Consider the following 18004-nt stretch of genomic DNA (forward strand, 5'->3'; position numbering starts at 1 on the left):
CGGAGCGATTTCGGCGGATTGTAGCGCCGCTGGCCCGCAATGACACCACGGCGGTGCTCTAGCCGCGCGGCGCACCGTCGGACTCCCGCTCGTCGTCCACCATGGCCCGAAATGACACCACCATTGGCACCGGCGGCCCTCGCATGCGGTGCGGCGCCCGCCTATGCTTGTCACATCGGCATAACGCCCCCCTGCCCCACTCTTTCCGCACGGATTCCGGTCGATGAGCCAACCCGCACGAACCGTCTTTCGCAACGACGCAGACAAGGTCGCGTACGTCCGCCGCGAAGTCAACGCAGCGAGCGACGCGATCCGCGCGCGCTTTCCGCTGCTCGACAACCAGAACCTCGTCGGCGCGACCGTGATGGCCGTGTCGGTCGCCGCGATGCTCGCGATCGCGTGGCTGTATGCACGCGGCACGATCGCGTGGTACGTCGCGCTGCCGCTCGCCGCGTTCGTCACGTCGCTGATCCACGAACTCGAGCACGACCTGATCCACCTGATGTACTTCAAGAAGACGCCGTGGGCCTATCACCTGATGATGGCGCTGTGCTGGCTCACGCGGCCGGGCACGATCAACCCGTGGACGCGGCGGCGCATGCACCTGCATCACCACAAGGTGTCGGGCGGCGAATCGGATCTCGAGGAATTCGGCATCACCAACGGCGAGCGCTGGGGCGTGAAGCGCCTGCTGATGATCGCGGACGGGATGCTCGCCGTCGTGCTGCGGCCGGCCGCGATGCGCCGCAAGGTGAAGCAGTACGTGGCCGCGCAGCCGGTGCAGGATCCGGCCGAGCGCATGCAGTTGCGCGTCGAGCAGGTGTCGTCGTACATGCCGGTCGGTCACGTGTACTACGCGCTGTGGCATGCGTTCATCGTCTATCACATCGGGCTGTTCGCGCTGCACGCGTTCGGCTATGCGGTGACGGTGCCGGCCCTGGTCGAGCGTGTGATGGATGTCGTCGATTTCCTGGCGGTCGTGTGGCTCGGGCCGAACTTCGTGCGCAGCTTCTGCATCAACTTCGTCAGCTCGAACATGCACTACTTCGGCGACATCGATTCGCGCAACGTGATCCAGCAGACGCAGGTACTCAACCCGTGGTGGATGCTGCCGTTCCAGCTGTTCTGCTTCAACTTCGGCAGCACGCACGCGATCCATCACTTCGTCGTGCGCGACCCGTTCTACATCCGGCAACTGACCGCACGAACCGCGCATGCGGCACTGCGCGAAGTGGGCGTGCGCTTCAACGACGTCGGCACGTTCGCGCGTGCGAATCGCTGGGGTGCTTATCGTCCTTCGCGCGGCACGCGTCACGCGCAGGTCGACGCGTAATACCAGCACCGGCAGCGCGCCGCATCAATCGCCGATCGGCGGCATCGCTCCCTGCCCGCGGATCCACGACCAGTTCGCGAGTTCGGCCATTTCCTTGTCGCCGCGGCTGTCGCCGTACGCGAACAACTGCTTCGGCGGCCGGTTGCCCCACCACCCGCGCAGCCGCACGACCTTCTGCGGCCCCCAGCAGTTCTCGCCGTCGAGCCGCCCGGCGAACGCGCCGCGCTCGAACGCAAGCCGCGTCGCGAGCACGGCGTCGAAACCGGCCGTCTTCGCCCACTTCTCCAGATACAGCGACGGCGACGCGCTGACCAGCACGACTTCATGCCCGCGCGCCCGATGCTCGCGAATCCGCTCGAGCATTTCCGGACGCACGAAGTTCGGCAGATACGTGTGGACGAACGTGCGCGCCCGAGCGTCGAGCGCGTCCTCGCGAACCGGCCCGAATGCGAACCACGCGAACTTCGCCTTCGCGTCGCCGCGCGACAGCAGCCCGGCTTTCATCGCGACGATCCACGGCAGTGCGCGCAGCCCGGCCCACGCGAAGCGCGGCGTGCCGACCGCGTAGCGGACGAAATGGCGGAAGCTGTCGGTAGTCGTGATGGTGCCGTCGAAATCGAATGCGGCGACGATGCGGTCAGTCATGGAGAATCGGCGGGAAAGCGATGAGATGCCCGGGAAGATAGCAGACTCGCGGCGGCACGCGCGAAACGGCGTGACGAAGCGTGGCCCAGGCAGCGACCACGGGCGCCGAAGCGCGCGTGGCCGTCGTGCCGTTCGCTCAGCGCTGCGGCCGCGCCGCCAGTGCCGCAGGTAGCACGACGTTCATCAGGTGGTCGGCGCGCGACAGCAGATCGGTCACGCGCTCGTCGAGCCCGCGCAGTTGCGCGGGCTGCATCCGGATCTGCTGGACGGCCTGCCCGACGATGTTGCGGCGGTCGAACAGCGTGCGCTCGACGCCCGCGTCGTCCGGCACGCGCACGACGTCCGCCACCGCGCTCAGCGCCGCGAGCACGACCACGAGGTTTTCTTCCGCATGGCGGACCTTCGCGGCAAGCTCCTCGGTGCGACGCGGGAAGAAGCCGAGCGACTGCTTGAGCGCGCCGAGCGCCGCGCGGTAGTCGACCTGGCTCGACGCCGCGCCGAACCAGCGTTCGAACATGCCGGCCTTGCGCGTCGCCTGCGCGAGCATGCCGGCCATCATGTCGGCCGCGCCGAGTTCATTGAATTCGCGCGTCGTCGCCGCGACGGCTTCGACGAGGTTGCCCGCCGCCTCCAGCGCACCGTCGCCGATCGTCGCGACCGTCGCAAGCTTGAGCGGCACCAGTTGCCGGATGTGCCGCTCGATGCGCGGCGCGTAGTCGGGATAGAGATTCGGGAAGCTGGCCTGCGCGGCGCGGAAGCACGATTCGAGCAGCGGGTGATTCGATTCGCCGAACAGCGCGCGGCCGACCGCATCGGCGGGCGCCGCGTGCACAGCCTTGTCGGGCGCCGGCCCGAAATCGAGCGCCTGCGGCGCCGGCCGCTCGGGCACACGCGCGGCCGGCACACCGGCCGTAGGCGGCGCGTCGAACGCAAGACGCCCGGGCGTGCGCTCGGGCGTCGTATCGAACTCGAGCCGCTTCGGCTCGTCGGACGGATTCGTCATCGCTGCATCCTGCCCGGCGCGGCGGTTTCCCGCACGCCGGGCTGCCGCCAGTCAGACCGCGCCGCCGTACGCGCGAACGAAGTCGCCGAGGCCGCGGTTGTAGCCGGCGCCGACCGCCTTGAACATGAAGTGGCCATCGCGGCGATAGAAGCTGCCGACCTGCACCGACGTCTCCATCGAGAAGTCTTCCTCGAGCGCGTACTTCGCGATCACCGCACCCGTCACCTCGTCGGCGATCTGGATGTAGCTGTTGCGAATCTGCCCGAAATTCTGGCGGCGCGCTTCGGCCTGGTCGATCGTCACGACCACCGAGATTTCCTCGACGTCGGCAGCAAGCTTCGTCATGTCGATGAAAATCACTTCGTCGTCGCCGCCGCCGCTGCCCGTGCGGTTGTCGCCGCTATGCACGACGCCCATGCACTTCGACGCCGGCATCCCGCGCTTCGGGAAATCGTCGCCCGGCTGGATGAAGGTTTCGTTGCGGTCCATCGTGCGCACTTCGCTGTTGTAGAACACGAAGTGCTGATCCGAGATCAGCTTCGGATTGGTCTGCGCATCGTATTTGCACAGGAACACCGACACATCGAGATCGAAATCCGTGCCCGTGTCCGTCGCGTTTGCGTCCCAACCGAGACCGATGCGGAATTTCTGCGTGCCGGGCGCTTCCTTCGACAGGTTGACGCGACCGCCTTTCGACAAATTGATCATCTGAACCTCTTCTGCTGGAACCGCCGTTGCGCCGGCGGCAATGCCGGGCCGCCGTGCGCGGCCCCTCGTTGATGGTTTCCGTGCCGCGTGTATTACTTGCTCGCCACGGCGGTCCGGTCTTCCTTGCGTTGCACGACGATCGACGACCACACGGCCGCCGCGATCATCGCCGCGCCGATCAGGCCCGTGACGACCTCGGGCACCTCGAACTTCACGCCGAGGAACATGATCGTTGCGAGCGCACCGATCGCCCAGAACGCACCGTGTTCGAGAAAGCGATACTGCGCGAGCGTGCCCTTCTTCAGCAGCACGAGCGTCATCTCCCGGATGTAGGCCGCGCCGACGCCGAGGCCCAGCGCGATCAGGAAGATGTTGTTCGACAACGCGAACGCACCGATCACGCCGTCGAAGCTGAACGACGAATCGAGCACTTCGAGATACATGAAGCCCGCGACGCCTTCGCGCACCACGCGCGTGCCGGTGTCCTCGCCGCCGATCAGGTCGCCGATGCCGTGCGCAATCACGAAGCTGATCACGCCGAACGCGCCCGCGAGCAGGAAGCTGACCTGCTCGGCCGCCGGCACGTAGAACGACGCGACGATCACGATCGCGAGCGTCAGCGCCACTTCCAGCGCCGTGATGCGGCCGAGATGGCGCATCGGGCCTTCGAGGAAACCGATCCAGTGCTCGTCCTTCTCGGTGTCGAGCATGAACTTGAAGAACACCATCAGCAGGAACGCGCCGCCGAACGCCGACACCTGGTGATGCGCGGAGGTCAGAATCGCCGCGTACTTCTCCGGCGATTCGATCGCGAGCGTCAGCGCATCCCACATTCCGATGTGGCCGATCACCGCGACGATCAGCAGCGGGAACACGAGCCGCATGCCGAACACGGCAACCGGCAGGCCGAACACCATGAAGCGGTTGCGCCACTTCTCCGACCAGTTCTTGAGCACCGATGCATTGACGACCGCGTTGTCGAGCGACAGCGAAATTTCGAGCACACACAGGACCGCGACGATCAGCATGTCCTTTACGCCGCCGAGGAAATAGGCCGCGACCAGCGCGAGCACCGTGAGCGACAGCGGGATCTTGAAGTCTTTCAACATGATGGGGTAATCGAGTTTTGAAAAAGGGGCATGCGGGCCGCGCTTACTTCGCGCGCACCCAGTCGCAGAATTCCTGCGTGATCAACTGTTCGTAGATCTGTTCGTCGCTGAGATCGAGCGACTCGAGATGCAGGAACCCGACGTTCGGCATTTCGTCCGCGACTTCCGCGAGGAAGCCGAATTCGTTCGGATCGCCGACGCCGACGAGCGACCAGTACAGCGGAAAGTGCTGCGACTCGGCCATCAACTGGCGCACGCGCTTGCGGTCGTTCTTCGGGTTCTGCCCGTCGGTGACGAACAGCACCCATGCGGGCAGGTGGCCGTTCACCGGCGCGGAGGCGGCCGGCGCGGGCGCTTCGTCCGCGCCGCCGAACAGCCGGCTCAGGAAGCCGCGCTTTTCTTCGCGCTTCGGCTCCGGCGCGCGGAAGAAGAAGTCGACGATGTCGTTCATCACCGGCGCGTACTGCGTGCCGCCCCACTTGTCGATCCGGGCTTCGAGCACGTGATCGGAGATGTACGAGCCGTAGTTGTCCGGCGTCGCGGTCGGCAGGCGGTCGTAGCCTTCGGTGAAGGTCCACGTATCGACTTCGCCGTTGTCGTCGAACTTCAGTGCGATGCCGAGGATCCGGTCGTGCGTCTCCTGGATCACGCCCGACTGGTAAAGCGGCTTCGCGGAGCCCGAGATGTCGAGCGCCGCGCCGACACGCACGACGGGCGGCTTCAGGATCTGGCGTTTTTCGAGGACGATCGCGACCTTCGCCGCGCGTTTCTCAAGCGTAATCATGCGGTGTTCCTTAGTTATGCTTCGGAGCGAATCGGGTGATCAGGTCCTGTTCGAGCTGGCGCAGGCGCGGCGCGTCCTGCTCACGCTGGCGCTTGCCGTCGGCAATGATCTGCGTGACGTCGTCGAATGCGCCGAACAGCTGCTGCTGCGCATATTCGAACGTGTCGGTCGAGATCACCGGGCGCTGGCCGAGCTTCGCGACTTCCTGCGCGTTCTGGCGATTCAGGTCGGCCTGCGCGCGGATCGCCTCGTCGGCCGCGTCGTACGTCGCGTTCGCGAGCGCCGCCGCACGCTTCGTGCCGAGCTGCTCGAGGTAGAGCGCGAACGCGTTGGTCCACGCGGGGATCAGCACGGTCTTGATCGTCATGAACTTCGACGTCAGCGTGCGTTTCTGGTCCTGCTCCATCCGGATCTGCGGCGCGAGCTGCTTCGACATCAGCATTGCGCGGTCGAGGTCGTCGAGCTTGCTTTCGAGCGCGTCGACCTTGCGCTTCACGTCGAGCAGGCGTTGCGCGGCGAACGCGTCGTCCGCCGGCTGCTGGCCGGCCGCGAGATGCGCGCGCAGCGTCGCGAGCGCCGTTTCGCCGTGCGCCTTCGACTGCTCGAGCTCCTGGTGCAGCGCGTAGTTGTCGTTGTACATCCGCTCGAGCTCGTCGATGCCGGCCTTCTGGCGCTGCGCATGGTTTTCGAGCTCGACGACGAGCGTATCCATCCGCTTGCTCACCGACTCGTATTGCGACAGCAGTTTTTCCTTGGTCGAGCGGAACAGCCGCGTGACTTGCGTGATGAAGCCGCCCTTGTCGGCACCGCGCGGGTCGAGTCCTTTCGCGGTCGAGATCAGTTCGTTGAGCTTGTCGCCGAACTGGTCGGCATCCGACGCACGGACGCTCGCGAGTATCTGCTGGGAGAAGGCGGCGATCCGCGTACCCTGCGTCGCGCCGAGCTGGTCGATCTCGTCGACGGTGATCAGGCGCGCGTGCTCCGTCGGCTGCGCTGCCGGCACGACGGCGGCGGCAGGCACCGCGACGGGTGACAAAGACGGGGTGGAAGGACGATCGCTGACCGCATCGGATTTCTTGTCGTCGAATAGCGGCTTCATGTGGCTACCACGTTTCCTTTTCTGCTTTTTGCTACGTGTTGTCGTGCGCGCGACGCGCACATCCGCGATAACCGCCGTGCTCTCTCACGGCGGCAGACGGACAATAAATGGCACGGGCGCATCGCGTCAAGGGAAGGAATTCTTTCACTTTCCATTCATTTTGTAATGTTGCGTGCGAACGCGATACCCGAACATCGTCGTTCCTGCCGCCATACGTCCGGACCATGCAAGATCAGCGCGCGCCGAAACTTACATGTCTGATCAATGCGAAAGAAAAATGAAACCGCTGGTTCTGGCGGATTTCAGACGGTGCACACGCACGCATGACGCGCTCGCGGCAGTCGATCGCGCACTACCGATCCTGTACGCGATGCATGCCCAGCCGAGGCAGGATGAACGGCACGGATCGGTCACGAATCTTGAAATCCCATCGCCCGTCGATATCCACGAACGTCGCGCTGAAATGCCGGTCGTCGGCCCACGTGATGTCGTCCAGATGGCACGACGCGTACATCGCACCGACCGTGCGCTGCGCGCGCACCTTCAGCGGATCCTTCGACACGAGCGTGAACGTGACGGCTTCCTCGAACGGGCAGTCGTAGTCGGTGACGAGCAGATATGCGGCCGGCATCTCGAACTGGCGAAGCAGCACGTAGCCGGAAATGGCGAGATCGCAGCGCACGCCATCCACGAGCACATGCGTGCGTGACGGCCACGATTCGTACGGACCATCATGCGTTTCGAGCGTAAAGCGCTCGACCGGCTTCATTGCCGCGCCGACTTCAGCGTGCCGCTTTCCCGATGCATCGCCGCATCAGTTCGCGGTCTTGCGATACAGCGCGACGTACCCCGCGAGCATCAGCAGCAGCGACCCGCTGACCCGGTTCAGCCACTTCTCCCCGGCCGCTTTCCATACGCGCACCGAATGCACGCCGAGCAGCGCGTAACCGGTCATCCCGACGACGTCGATCGCGACGATCGTCGCCGCAAGGATCGCGTATTGCGGCGCGATCGCGTGCGACCGGTCGACGAACTGCGGCAGCAGCGCGGACATGAACAGGTAGTACTTCGGGTTGCTCATCGCAACGAAAAAGCTCTTCAGGAATGCAGTCCGGCGATCGGGCGTCGGCGGTTCGGGTTCCTGCGCCGCGGTGGAATGACCGCTCGACACCAGCATCCGGATGCCGACATACGCGAGCCAAGCCGCGCCGAGCAGCTTCATCGTCACGAACGCCGTTTCCGACGCGTCGAGCAGCACGCCAAGGCCGAGCCCGACCAGCGCGACGAGCACGACGTCGGCCGTGACGGCGCCGAGCATGCCGACCATCGCGTGACGCAATCCGTATCGCGAGCCGTTGCTCATCGCGAGCAACACCGTCGGGCCGGGCGTCGCGACGCCGACGGACAGGATCAGGGCAAAGGCGAGCAAGGCGGAGAGCGACATGGTGCGGTGTTCCTTCTGAATTCTGACGTACGTACAAGGGAGTGGCGACCCGCCGCCAGAGTTTGCTATACTCTCGGTCTTCCGGAGAGATGGATGAGTGGTTTAAGTCGCACGCCTGGAAAGCGTGTATAGGTTAATCGCCTATCGGGGGTTCGAATCCCCCTCTCTCCGCCAGAATGCCTGAAGCCCCTTGATTTCCCGATAAATCAAGGGGCTTTTCGTTTTGGGCGTTTGGGGCGCCGACACCCTCCCCATCCTCCCGCATCACGGATGCCGAATGTAATCCACCAACGCCCGCGTATATTCATCCGGCCGCCGATCGCACAAACTCACCGCAATCGCCACCGCAAACCCCGCCGGCACGCCGAACACGCCCGAACTGATCGGCTCGATCCCGAACCACGTGTGCCCCGCGAACCCCGTCAGCTGCGTGAAGTACGGATAGGTCGACACGATGTAGTACACGCACACCGTGAGCCCCGTCACCATGCCGGCGATCGCGCCGCGCGTCGTCGTGCGCTTCCAGAACACACCGAGCACGAGCACCGGAAAGAAGCTCGATGCCGCCAGCGAGAACGCCGCGCCGACGAGAAACAGGATCTTCCCGGTATTGAGCGACGCGACATACGACGCGAACAGCGCGACACCGAGCAGCAGCACCTTCGAGATCGTCACGCGCCGCTGGCTCGACGCGTCCGGCGCGACCATGCAGTAATAGACGTCGTGCGACAGCGCGTTCGCGATCGTCAGCAGCAGCCCGTCCGCGGTCGACAGCGCCGCGGCAAGCGCGCCGGCCGCGATCAGCCCCGACACGACATACGGCAGCCCCGCGATCTCCGGCGCGGCGAGCACGACCATGTCCGGCTGCATCTGGATTTCCGACCAGTGCACGATGCCGTCGCGAATCACCTCGACGACGCTGATCAGGTCGGGTTCGAAGTGATGCCATTGCGTGACCCACGCGGGCAATTCGGCGAACGGCCGCCCGACGAGGTTCGCCAGGATCTCGTACTTGATCAGCACCGCGAGCACCGGCACGCTCAGGTAGAACAGCGCGATGAAGAACAGCGTCCAGCCGACCGAGCGCCGCGCCGACGCAACCGACGTGGTCGTGTTGTAGCGCGTCAGGATATGCGGCAGGCTCGCGGTGCCGAGCGACAGGCACAGCAGCAGCGCGAGGAAATTCCGCTCGCGCGGCTTGCGTTCGTCGTCGCTCGCGGCGGGAAACGGCTCGTGCATCGGCACGGGTGGCTCGGCACGGGCCAGCAGATCGTCGCGCGCCTGCGTCCACGCGACGCGTGCCGCCGCCGGATCGCGCGGGAAGTCGGCCAGCTCGCGCTCGCGCTGGCTGATCTCGCGCAGCGGCCCGTTGTGGCGTCGCAAGTCGGCGAGCTGGTCGGCGAGATGCCTGCGCGCGTCCGCATAGGACGCGGGCAACCGGTCGAGCCGCGTCTGGATATCCGCGGCTTGCCGACGGTACGCGTCGCGCACCTGCTGCTCGTCGGCCGCATCGCGCACCTGCGCCTCGCGCGCCGCGACGCGCTCCATCAGCTTGCCGTAATTGAACTGCGGCACGGGGCCGAGCCCGTTCTTCATCGCGATCAGCGACACCGGAATCAGGATCGCGCTGATCAGGATGATGTACTGCGCGACCTGCGTCCACGTGACCGCGCGCATCCCGCCGAGAAACGAGCACACGAGAATGCCCGCGAGCCCGCAGAAGATCCCGATCGCGAAATCGACGCCGATGAAGCGCGTCGCGATCAAGCCGATCCCCTGGATCTGCGCGACCAGATACACGAACGAACACAGGATCGCCGCGCCGGCCGCCAGCGCGCGCACGGCCGTGCTCGAGAAGCGCGTGCCGAGAAAATCGGGAATCGTGTAGCGCGCGAGCTTGCGCACATAAGGCGCGAGCAGGAACGCGACGAGGCAGAACCCGCCCGTCCAGCCCATCACGTACGCCAGCGCGTCGTAGCCGGTTGAGTACAGCGATCCGGCCAGGCCGATGAACGACGCGGCCGACAGCCAGTCGGCCGCCGTCGCCATCCCGTTGAACGCGGACGGCACGCGCCGCCCGGCCACGTAGTACTCGACGAGATCGGACGTGCGCGACAGCAGCCCGATCACCGCATACACGGCGATCGGCACGAACAGGAACACGTAGCCGATCCAGACACCGGAGCCGGTTGCGCGCTCGATCCGCCACATCAGCAGCACGAACCCGAGAAAACCGAGCGTGTAGAGCGCGCATGCGCGTATCAGTCGATGCGTCAGCATGAATCAGCGCCCGCCGTGCGCATTGCCGGTGCGCGCCGCATGGTCGTCGTACGCGCGGCGCAGCGTGCGGTCCGCGCGTTGCATCAGCCCTATGTAGACGACGATCAGCACGAGATACACGAGAATCGCACCCTGCGCGCCGACATAGAACGGCAGGCTGAAGCCGGCGAACCGGACCCCGGCGAGCGCGGGCCCGAAGAACGGCACGATGAACGACACCGAGAAACCGATCGCCATCAGCACCGCGATCAACGCGACGTTGAAGCGCCAGTAGCGCGCGTGGGCACGCGCGAGCGGCTCGGGAACGGGCGGCGGCGCGACAGGCGCCGGACGGGTCGGAACGGTCATGCCGTTGTTTAGCAAAAAGCCCCTGCGCGGACAATCGGGATTGCCGCGCAGGGGCTCATGCGCGCGTGGCGCACGACAGGTGAGATCAGCGCACTTCGGCGAGCTGATCGAGGATGGCCGGGTTCTCGAGCGTGGACGTGTCCTGCGTGATCGCCTCGCCCTTCGCGAGCGAGCGCAGCAGGCGCCGCATGATCTTGCCCGAGCGTGTCTTCGGCAGGTTGTCGCCGAAGCGGATGTCCTTCGGCTTCGCGATCGGTCCGATCTGCTTGCCGACCCAGTCGCGCAGCGTCTTCGCGAGCGCCGCGGCTTCCTCGCCTTCCGGACGCGAACGCTTCAGCACCACGAATGCAACGACCGCCTCGCCCGTCGTATCGTCCGGCCGGCCGACCACGGCCGCCTCGGCAACGAGCTCGTGCGACACCAGCGCCGACTCGATCTCCATCGTGCCGAGCCGGTGGCCCGACACGTTCAGCACGTCGTCGATCCGGCCCATGATCGTGAAGTAGCCGGTGTCCTTGTCGCGCACCGTGCCGTCGCCGGCCAGATAGAGCGTGCCACCGAGCTCCTCGGGGTAATAACTCTTCTTGAAACGCTCCGGGTCGCCCCAGATCGTGCGGATCATCGCCGGCCACGGGCGCTTGACGACGAGGATGCCGCCTTGCCCGTTCGGCACGTCCTGGCCCGTCTCGTCGACGACGGCCGCCATGATGCCCGGCAGCGGCAGCGTGCACGAACCGGGCACCGTCGGCGTCGCGCCCGGCAGCGGCGTGATCATGTGGCCGCCCGTCTCGGTCTGCCACCACGTATCGACGATCGGGCAGCGCTCCTGGCCGACGTGCTTGTGGTACCACATCCACGCTTCGGGGTTGATCGGCTCGCCGACCGTGCCGATGATGCGCAGGCTCGACAGGTCATAGCTTTTCGGGTGCACCTTGTCGTCGGCGTCGGCCGCCTTGATCAGCGAGCGGATCGCGGTCGGCGCGGTGTAGAACACGCTGACCCTGTGATCGCCGATCATCTTCCAGAAGCGCCCGGCGTCCGGATAGGTCGGCACGCCTTCGAACACGACCTGCGTGCCGCCGCACGCGAGCGGGCCGTACGTGATGTACGTGTGGCCAGTCACCCAGCCGATGTCGGCCGTGCACCAGAACACGTCGGTCGGCTTCCAGTCGAAGGTCCACTTCATCGTCTGCGCGGCCCACAGCAGGTAGCCGCCGGTGCTGTGCTGCACGCCCTTCGGCTTGCCGGTCGAGCCCGACGTATACAGGATGAACAGCGGATGCTCGGCGCCGACCCATTCCGGCTCGCAGCGGTCGGCTTCGCCGTCCACGATCTCATGCATCCACAGGTCGCGGCCCGCATGCCAGTCGATCTTGCCGCCGGTGCGGCGATAGACGATCACGCTCTTCACCGCTTCGCAGCCGCCCATCGCGATCGCTTCATCGGCGATGCTCTTGAGCGGCAGCGTCTTGCCGCCGCGCGCCTGCTCGTCGGCGGTGATGAGCGCGACCGCGCCGACGTCGACGAGCCGTTCGTTCAGCGATTTCGCGGAGAAGCCGCCGAACACGACCGAGTGCGTCGCGCCGATGCGCGCGCAGGCCTGCATCGCGACGATGCCTTCGATCGACATCGGGATATAGATGACGACACGGTCGCCCTTGCCGATCCCGCGTTTCTTCAGCGCGTTCGCGAAGCGCGACACGCGTGCCAGCAGATCGGCATAGGTGACGCGCGTGACGGTGCCGTCGTCGGCCTCGAAGATCACCGCGACGCGCTCGCCGTTGCCGGCTTCGACGTGGCGGTCGAGGCAGTTGTACGACGCGTTCAGCTCACCGTCGTCGAACCATTTGTAGAACGGCGCGTTTCTCTCGTCGAGCACGTTCGTGAACGGCTTGTGCCACGCGAGGCCCTCGCGCGCGAGACGCGCCCAGAAGCCTTCGTAATCGCGCTCGGCCTCGGCGACGAGCGCGCGATAGGCCGGCATGCCGGAAATGGCCGCCGCCTGCTCGAGCGCCGCGGGCGGCGCAAACTGGCGGGTTTCGTGAAGAACCGATTCAATCGTGGACATCGACAACCCCTTGGTGAACATGAATCCTCTGCATGGCGGCGCGATCGTGCGCGCCGCGCGTCTTGGCCGGCGCATCCGCGCCGCTGTCTCCCACCACCCGCACGCGACCGCGAAGGCTACGCGCGATGCTGCACCGCACCACGTCACACGACGATGAACGTGCGGCGCGGCAATTTCCACGATAAGCGCTCCAACTTACCCGTCACTTACGCGGCATGGCCGTTTCGCACGCCGGGCGGCGCTTTGCGCCGTAACGACCGCGACCCTACAATCCTAACTGAACTCGCCCCCCGGATTCCAGCTTGAATCGCTACGCCCTCTTCCTCATCCTGTCGATGCTGTTCGTCGGCAGCAACGTCGGTATCGGTAAATCCATCGTTGCATTCGTCCCCGTCGCCATCCTCGCCACGCTGCGCTTCGTGATCGCAATCGCCGTGCTGTGGCCGCTGTTCAGCCCCGTGAAGATGCGCGCGGTCAAGCGCGGCGAGTGGCTGAACCTGTTCCTGCAGGCGTTCTTCGGCACCTTCATGTTTACGCTGCTGATGCTCAACGGCGTGCAGCGCACGAGCGCGGTGGCGGCCGGCGTCATCACGAGCACGATCCCGGCGATCGTCGCACTGTTCGCATGGCTGATCCTGCGCGAGAAACCGAACGGCCGTGCGCTCGTGTCGATCGCGCTCGCGATCGCCGGCGTCGTGACGATCAACCTCGCCAACGGCAGCGCGGCCGCGCACGGCGCCCACGGCGACGCATCCGGCTCGCTGACCGGCAACCTGCTGATCCTCGGCGCGGTGTGCTGCGAATCGATCTACGTGATCCTGTCGCGCCGGCTCACGCAGACGCTCGCACCGATCGACATCTGTGCGTACACGCACCTGTTCGGCCTGTTCCTGATGCTGCCGCTCGGCGCGACGGCGCTGTGGCACTTCGATTACGCGAGCGTGCCCACCGGCACGTGGGCGCTCGTCGTCTGGTATGGCCTGTCGGCCAGCATCTTCTCGTTCTGGTTGTGGATGAAAGGCATCCGGCACGTGCCGGGCAGCCTCGCCGGCGTGTTCAGCGCGGTGCTGCCGATCGCCGCGGCCGCGTACGGAATCGCATTCCTCGGCGAGCGCCCGACGCTCGCGCACGGCATCGCGCTCGCGTGCGTCGTCGCCGGCATCGTGCTCGCGAGCCTGCGCGTGAAACGCGTGCCGGCGGCCGCATCCTGATCGGTCCCCGCCAGTGCCGGCGCGTCGCTGCAGTCGCGCCGGCCGACGCGTTACAATAGCGCGCCTTTTCAAGATTACCCCCGATACCTGCGCACCGCGCCCGCACCGCCATCATGTCCGCCCCGCATTCGCCCGGCCGCCCCGCCCGTCGCCCGCTTCGCCCGCTTCCCGCGCTGATTTTCATGAGCCGCTGGCTCCAGGTTCCGCTTTACCTGGGCCTGATCGTCGCGCAGGCCGTCTACGTGTTCCTGTTCCTGAAGGAAGTCTGGCACCTGCTGTCGCATGCAGCCGGCCTCGACGAAGTCAGCGTGATGCTCGCGGTGCTCGGCCTGATCGACGTGGTGATGATCTCGAACCTGCTGATCATGGTGATCGTCGGCGGTTACGAAACGTTCGTATCGCGCCTCGGCATCGAAGGCCACCCCGACGAGCCCGAATGGCTCGACCACGTGAACGCGGGCGTGCTGAAGGTCAAGCTGTCGATGGCGCTGATCAGCATTTCGTCGATCCACCTGCTGAAGACCTTCATCAACCCCGACCAGCACACGACGCACGCGATCATGTGGCAGGTGATCATCCACGTGTCGTTCCTCGTGTCGGCGCTCGTGATGGCGTGGGTCGACCGCCTGACGACCCACACGCACCCGGCCCATTTCCACGAGACGCATGCGCCCGCCGCGGCCGCGTCCCGCCAGCCGGTCGAAGCAGCCGTCAACGCATAAAACGTATTCCCCACTGTCCTCACAGAGTCTCAGCCATGACCGTCATCAAACAGGAAGACCTGATCCAGAGCATCGCGGATTCGCTGCAGTACATCAGCTACTACCACCCGCTCGACTACATCCAGGCACTCGGCCGCGCGTACGAGCTGGAAGAGAGCCCGGCCGCGAAGGACGCGATCGCGCAGATCCTCACGAACAGCCGCATGTGCGCGGAAGGCAAGCGCCCGATCTGCCAGGACACCGGCATCGTCACGATCTTCGTGAAGGTCGGCATGGACGTGCGCTGGGACGGCGCGACGATGGGCCTCACCGACATGATCAACGAAGGCGTGCGTCGCGGTTACACGCACCCGGACAACGTGCTGCGCGCGTCGATCGTCAACCCGCCGGAAGGTGCCCGCAAGAACACGAAGGACAACACGCCGGCCGTGATCCACTACGAGATCGTGCCGGGCGACAAGGTCGACGTGCAGGTCGCGGCGAAGGGCGGCGGCTCGGAGAACAAGTCGAAGTTCGTGATGCTGAACCCGTCCGACTCGATCGTCGACTGGGTGCTGAAGACGGTCCCGACGATGGGCGCGGGCTGGTGCCCGCCCGGCATGCTCGGGATCGGCATCGGCGGCACCGCCGAGAAGGCGATGCTGATGGCGAAGGAATCGCTGATGGAGCCGATCGACATCCAGGAAATCATCGCGCGCGGCCCGAAGGACTGGGTCGAGGAACTGCGCGTCGAGCTGCACGAGAAGGTCAACGCGCTCGGCATCGGCGCGCAGGGCCTCGGCGGCCTGGCGACCGTGCTCGACGTGAAGATCATGGCCGCACCGACGCACGCCGCGTCGAAGCCGGTCGCGCTGATCCCGAACTGCGCGGCCACGCGCCACGCGCACTTCGTGCTCGACGGTTCGGGCCCGGCCAAGCTCGAAGCGCCGTCGCTCGACGCCTGGCCGAAGGTCCAGTGGGAACCGAACACGGAAACCAGCAAGCGCGTCGACCTGAACACGCTGACGCCGGAAGAAGTCGCGAGCTGGACGCCGGGCCAGACGCTGCTGCTGTCGGGCAAGATGCTCACCGGCCGCGACGCCGCGCACAAGCGCATCGCCGACATGCTCGCGAAGGGCGAGAAGCTGCCGGTCGACTTCACGAACCGCGTGATCTACTACGTCGGCCCGGTCGATCCGGTACGCGACGAAGTGGTCGGCCCGGCCGGCCCGACGACGGCCACGCGCATGGACAAGTTCACCGAGACGATGCTCGCGCAGACGGGCCTGATCTCGATGGTCGGCAAGGCCGAGCGCGGCCCGGTCGCGATCGACGCGATCAAGAAGCACAAGGCGGCCTACCTGATGGCGGTCGGCGGTGCGGCCTACCTCGTGTCGAAGGCGATCCGCGGCGCGAAGGTGCTCGCGTTCGAAGACCTCGGCATGGAAGCGATCTACGAGTTCGACGTGCAGGACATGCCGGTGACGGTCGCCGTCGATTCGTCGGGCACATCGGTGCACCAGACCGGTCCGAAGGAGTGGCAGGCGAAGATCGGCAAGATCCCGGTCGCAGCCGCTTAAGCGCGATCGCACGAAAGGCCGGACGGGAGTCCGGCCTTTTTGCTTCTCGTTCTCATTATTGTGTGCAGCCGGTTCTTCAAGGCTGATTCTCATTACACGCAAAATGCAGGCCCGACAAGGCTTCGAGGCTTGGCTTTTCTCGTTCGAGCGATTATCGTTCGGTTTCTGAAGCCCCACTGAACAAGGAACAGCCATGCAAGGCGACAAGAAAGTCATCGAATATCTGAACGCCCAACTGAAGAATGAACTCACGGCGATCAACCAGTACTTCCTGCATGCGCGCATGTACAAGCACTGGGGCCTCGACAAGCTCGGCAAGCACGAGTACGACGAGTCGATCGGCGAAATGAAGCACGCCGACTGGCTGATCGAGCGCGTGTTCATGCTGGACGGCCTGCCGAACCTGCAGGACCTGCACAAGCTGCTCGTCGGCGAGGAAACGGAAGAGATCCTGAAGTGCGACCTGAAGCTCGAGCAGATCTCGCAGACCACGTGCAAGGAAGCGATCGCCTACTGCGAATCGGTTCGTGACTACGTGTCGCGCGAAATCTTCGAAAAGATTCTCGACGACACCGAAGAGCACATCGACTGGCTGGAAACGCAGATCGACCTGATCGGCAAGGTCGGCCTGCAGAACTACCAGCAAACGATGATGGGTTCGGCCGAGTAATCGCCCCGCCCCCCGCGCCGTCCGCATGACGATGACGAACCAGCCAGCCGCTCCCGCGATGCACGCCGCCGCCCCTGTCGGAATCTTCGATTCGGGGCTCGGCGGCCTGTCGGTGCTGCGCGCCGTGCGCGCGCACCTGCCCGGCGAATCGTTCGTCTATACGGCCGATACGCGCTACATCCCGTACGGTGAACGCGACGACGCATTCATCACCGAGCGTACGCTCGCGATCGGCGAATGGTTTGTCCGTCAGGGCGCGAAGGCGCTCGTCGTCGCCTGCAATACGGCGACCGCCCAGTCGATCGCGGCGGTACGCGAGCATCTCGCAATCCCGCTCGTCGGCGTCGAGCCGGGCATCAAGCCGGCCGTCCAGCAGTCCGCGAGCGGCGTCGCCGGCGTGCTCGCCACCCAGGCCACGCTGCGCAGCGCGCGCTTCCAGGCGCTGCTCGAACGTCACGGCGCCGGCTGCCGCTTCATCTGCCAGCCGGGCCACGGGCTCGTGCAGGCAATCGAGAGCGGCGACACGGGTTCGCCCGCGCTGCGCGCGCTGCTCGACAGCTATCTGCAGCCGATGCTGGACGACGGCGCCGATACGGTCGTCCTCGGCTGCACGCACTATCCGTTTCTCACCGCAACGATTCGTGACATTGTCGGCGACCGCATGGCGATCATCGACACGAGCGACGCGATCGCGCTCCAGCTCGCGCGCGTGCTCGACCAGCACGGCCTGCGCGCGCCCGCCGGCACGCCCGTCGCGTCGCCCCGCTTCTGCTCGACCGGCGACGGCCGGCAATTGCAGGCGCTCGCGTCGACGCTGCTCGGCCTCGATGCGCCGGTCGAATCCGTCACCATTTCCTCGCCGAACGCGCGCGCCTGCGCGACCGCCTGACGCGGGCCGGTACACCCTCTCCCGATGCGGCTGCGCCGCCCCGCCGTTTCAAGGGTCCGATGACCTTAAAAAAAGCCCGACCCAGACTTGTCAACGTCAGCAAAATTAATGATAATAATTCGCATTAACGTT

The 18004-nt window shown here is 65.8% G+C and carries 18 protein-coding genes and 1 tRNA gene; 8 read left to right on the plus strand and 11 right to left on the minus strand.

Annotation, left to right across the window (positions count from 1 at the left end; translation table 11 throughout):
* Nucleotides 1-223: 223 nt before the first annotated feature.
* The gene (locus tag MRS60_RS11670) at nt 224-1333 is read left to right on the plus strand and encodes a fatty acid desaturase (RefSeq protein WP_034183508.1); all 1110 of its coding nucleotides are present in this window, start codon (nt 224-226) and stop codon (nt 1331-1333) included.
* 24 nt (nt 1334-1357) lie between these two features.
* On the opposite strand, the gene MRS60_RS11675 is transcribed toward MRS60_RS11670, so the two are convergent.
* The 8 genes from MRS60_RS11675 to MRS60_RS11710 all read right to left on the minus strand — a co-directional run bounded on the left by MRS60_RS11675 (nt 1358) and on the right by MRS60_RS11710 (nt 8125).
* Nucleotides 1358-1978, minus strand: a complete 621-nt coding sequence (locus MRS60_RS11675) for an HAD family hydrolase (RefSeq protein WP_034183507.1) — start codon at nt 1976-1978, stop codon at nt 1358-1360.
* A gap of 136 nt (nt 1979-2114) precedes the next feature.
* Nucleotides 2115-2981: a hypothetical protein gene (locus MRS60_RS11680; RefSeq protein WP_243564729.1), complete on the minus strand. Its 867-nt coding sequence runs from the start codon at nt 2979-2981 to the stop codon at nt 2115-2117.
* A 51-nt stretch (nt 2982-3032) separates the two neighbouring features.
* Nucleotides 3033-3689 (minus strand): TerD family protein, encoded by a 657-nt coding sequence (locus MRS60_RS11685; RefSeq protein ID WP_243564730.1) that lies wholly within the window; start codon nt 3687-3689, stop codon nt 3033-3035.
* Between the two features lie 92 nt (nt 3690-3781).
* A complete protein-coding gene (locus tag MRS60_RS11690) occupies nt 3782-4798 on the minus strand; it encodes a DUF475 domain-containing protein (RefSeq protein ID WP_034183504.1) in 1017 nt (338 codons plus the stop codon).
* Between the two features lie 43 nt (nt 4799-4841).
* Complete coding sequence (locus MRS60_RS11695) at nt 4842-5582, minus strand: VWA domain-containing protein (RefSeq protein ID WP_034183503.1); 741 nt, start codon at nt 5580-5582, stop codon at nt 4842-4844.
* A gap of 10 nt (nt 5583-5592) precedes the next feature.
* On the minus strand, nt 5593-6681 hold the full coding sequence (locus MRS60_RS11700) for a toxic anion resistance protein (protein ID WP_131945789.1): 1089 nt from the start codon (nt 6679-6681) through the stop codon (nt 5593-5595).
* A 352-nt stretch (nt 6682-7033) separates the two neighbouring features.
* Nucleotides 7034-7450, minus strand: a complete 417-nt coding sequence (locus MRS60_RS11705) for a hypothetical protein (protein WP_243564731.1) — start codon at nt 7448-7450, stop codon at nt 7034-7036.
* Nucleotides 7451-7495: 45 nt separating this feature from the next.
* Nucleotides 7496-8125, minus strand: a complete 630-nt coding sequence (locus tag MRS60_RS11710; protein WP_243564732.1) for a LysE family translocator — start codon at nt 8123-8125, stop codon at nt 7496-7498.
* 83 nt (nt 8126-8208) lie between these two features.
* Between MRS60_RS11710 and MRS60_RS11715 the strand changes: the two genes are divergently transcribed.
* Nucleotides 8209-8299, plus strand: a tRNA-Ser gene (locus MRS60_RS11715).
* A gap of 90 nt (nt 8300-8389) precedes the next feature.
* On the opposite strand, the gene MRS60_RS11720 is transcribed toward MRS60_RS11715, so the two are convergent.
* The 3 genes from MRS60_RS11720 to acs form a co-directional block, all read right to left on the minus strand.
* Entirely contained in the window at nt 8390-10405 is a 2016-nt protein-coding gene (locus tag MRS60_RS11720) for a sodium:solute symporter family protein (RefSeq protein WP_243564733.1), read from the minus strand.
* A 3-nt stretch (nt 10406-10408) separates the two neighbouring features.
* Complete coding sequence (locus MRS60_RS11725; protein ID WP_034183498.1) at nt 10409-10753, minus strand: DUF4212 domain-containing protein; 345 nt, start codon at nt 10751-10753, stop codon at nt 10409-10411.
* A gap of 85 nt (nt 10754-10838) precedes the next feature.
* The gene (gene acs, locus MRS60_RS11730) at nt 10839-12821 is read right to left on the minus strand and encodes an acetate--CoA ligase (RefSeq protein WP_243564734.1); all 1983 of its coding nucleotides are present in this window, start codon (nt 12819-12821) and stop codon (nt 10839-10841) included.
* On the opposite strand from acs, the gene MRS60_RS11735 reads away from it, so the two are divergent.
* The 6 genes from MRS60_RS11735 (at nt 12814) to murI (ending at nt 17872) form a co-directional block, all read left to right on the plus strand.
* Nucleotides 12814-12978: a hypothetical protein gene (locus MRS60_RS11735; RefSeq protein WP_243564735.1), complete on the plus strand. Its 165-nt coding sequence runs from the start codon at nt 12814-12816 to the stop codon at nt 12976-12978. The two genes, acs and MRS60_RS11735, sit on opposite strands and share 8 nt — an antisense overlap.
* Nucleotides 12979-13123: 145 nt before the next feature.
* Nucleotides 13124-14032: a DMT family transporter gene (locus MRS60_RS11740; RefSeq protein WP_243564736.1), complete on the plus strand. Its 909-nt coding sequence runs from the start codon at nt 13124-13126 to the stop codon at nt 14030-14032.
* A 113-nt stretch (nt 14033-14145) separates the two neighbouring features.
* On the plus strand, nt 14146-14754 hold the full coding sequence (locus tag MRS60_RS11745) for a TIGR00645 family protein (protein ID WP_034183496.1): 609 nt from the start codon (nt 14146-14148) through the stop codon (nt 14752-14754).
* Nucleotides 14755-14789: 35 nt separating this feature from the next.
* Complete coding sequence (locus MRS60_RS11750; protein WP_034183495.1) at nt 14790-16313, plus strand: fumarate hydratase; 1524 nt, start codon at nt 14790-14792, stop codon at nt 16311-16313.
* 193 nt (nt 16314-16506) lie between these two features.
* Nucleotides 16507-16983, plus strand: coding sequence for a bacterioferritin (gene bfr, locus MRS60_RS11755; protein ID WP_006762677.1), 477 nt, complete (start codon nt 16507-16509; stop codon nt 16981-16983).
* A gap of 25 nt (nt 16984-17008) precedes the next feature.
* The gene (murI, locus tag MRS60_RS11760) at nt 17009-17872 is read left to right on the plus strand and encodes a glutamate racemase (protein ID WP_034183494.1); all 864 of its coding nucleotides are present in this window, start codon (nt 17009-17011) and stop codon (nt 17870-17872) included.
* The last annotated feature ends 132 nt before the right edge of the window (nt 17873-18004 follow it).

The sequence above is a fragment of the Burkholderia pyrrocinia genome, from assembly GCF_022809715.1.
GTDB lineage: Bacteria > Pseudomonadota > Gammaproteobacteria > Burkholderiales > Burkholderiaceae > Burkholderia > Burkholderia pyrrocinia_C.

Coding starts and splice junctions, on each gene's coding strand:
- murI (WP_034183494.1), top strand. CDS start 17,009: ATGACGATGACGAACCAGCCAGCCGCTCCCGCGATGCACGCCGCCGCC.
- MRS60_RS11710 (WP_243564732.1), bottom strand. CDS start 8,125: ATGTCGCTCTCCGCCTTGCTCGCCTTTGCCCTGATCCTGTCCGTCGGC.
- MRS60_RS11690 (WP_034183504.1), bottom strand. CDS start 4,798: ATGTTGAAAGACTTCAAGATCCCGCTGTCGCTCACGGTGCTCGCGCTG.
- acs (WP_243564734.1), bottom strand. CDS start 12,821: ATGTCCACGATTGAATCGGTTCTTCACGAAACCCGCCAGTTTGCGCCG.
- bfr (WP_006762677.1), top strand. CDS start 16,507: ATGCAAGGCGACAAGAAAGTCATCGAATATCTGAACGCCCAACTGAAG.
- MRS60_RS11750 (WP_034183495.1), top strand. CDS start 14,790: ATGACCGTCATCAAACAGGAAGACCTGATCCAGAGCATCGCGGATTCG.
- MRS60_RS11675 (WP_034183507.1), bottom strand. CDS start 1,978: ATGACTGACCGCATCGTCGCCGCATTCGATTTCGACGGCACCATCACG.
- MRS60_RS11670 (WP_034183508.1), top strand. CDS start 224: ATGAGCCAACCCGCACGAACCGTCTTTCGCAACGACGCAGACAAGGTC.
- MRS60_RS11695 (WP_034183503.1), bottom strand. CDS start 5,582: ATGATTACGCTTGAGAAACGCGCGGCGAAGGTCGCGATCGTCCTCGAA.
- MRS60_RS11705 (WP_243564731.1), bottom strand. CDS start 7,450: ATGAAGCCGGTCGAGCGCTTTACGCTCGAAACGCATGATGGTCCGTAC.
- MRS60_RS11745 (WP_034183496.1), top strand. CDS start 14,146: ATGTCCGCCCCGCATTCGCCCGGCCGCCCCGCCCGTCGCCCGCTTCGC.
- MRS60_RS11700 (WP_131945789.1), bottom strand. CDS start 6,681: ATGAAGCCGCTATTCGACGACAAGAAATCCGATGCGGTCAGCGATCGT.
- MRS60_RS11685 (WP_243564730.1), bottom strand. CDS start 3,689: ATGATCAATTTGTCGAAAGGCGGTCGCGTCAACCTGTCGAAGGAAGCG.
- MRS60_RS11680 (WP_243564729.1), bottom strand. CDS start 2,981: ATGACGAATCCGTCCGACGAGCCGAAGCGGCTCGAGTTCGATACGACG.
- MRS60_RS11725 (WP_034183498.1), bottom strand. CDS start 10,753: ATGACCGTTCCGACCCGTCCGGCGCCTGTCGCGCCGCCGCCCGTTCCC.
- MRS60_RS11720 (WP_243564733.1), bottom strand. CDS start 10,405: ATGCTGACGCATCGACTGATACGCGCATGCGCGCTCTACACGCTCGGT.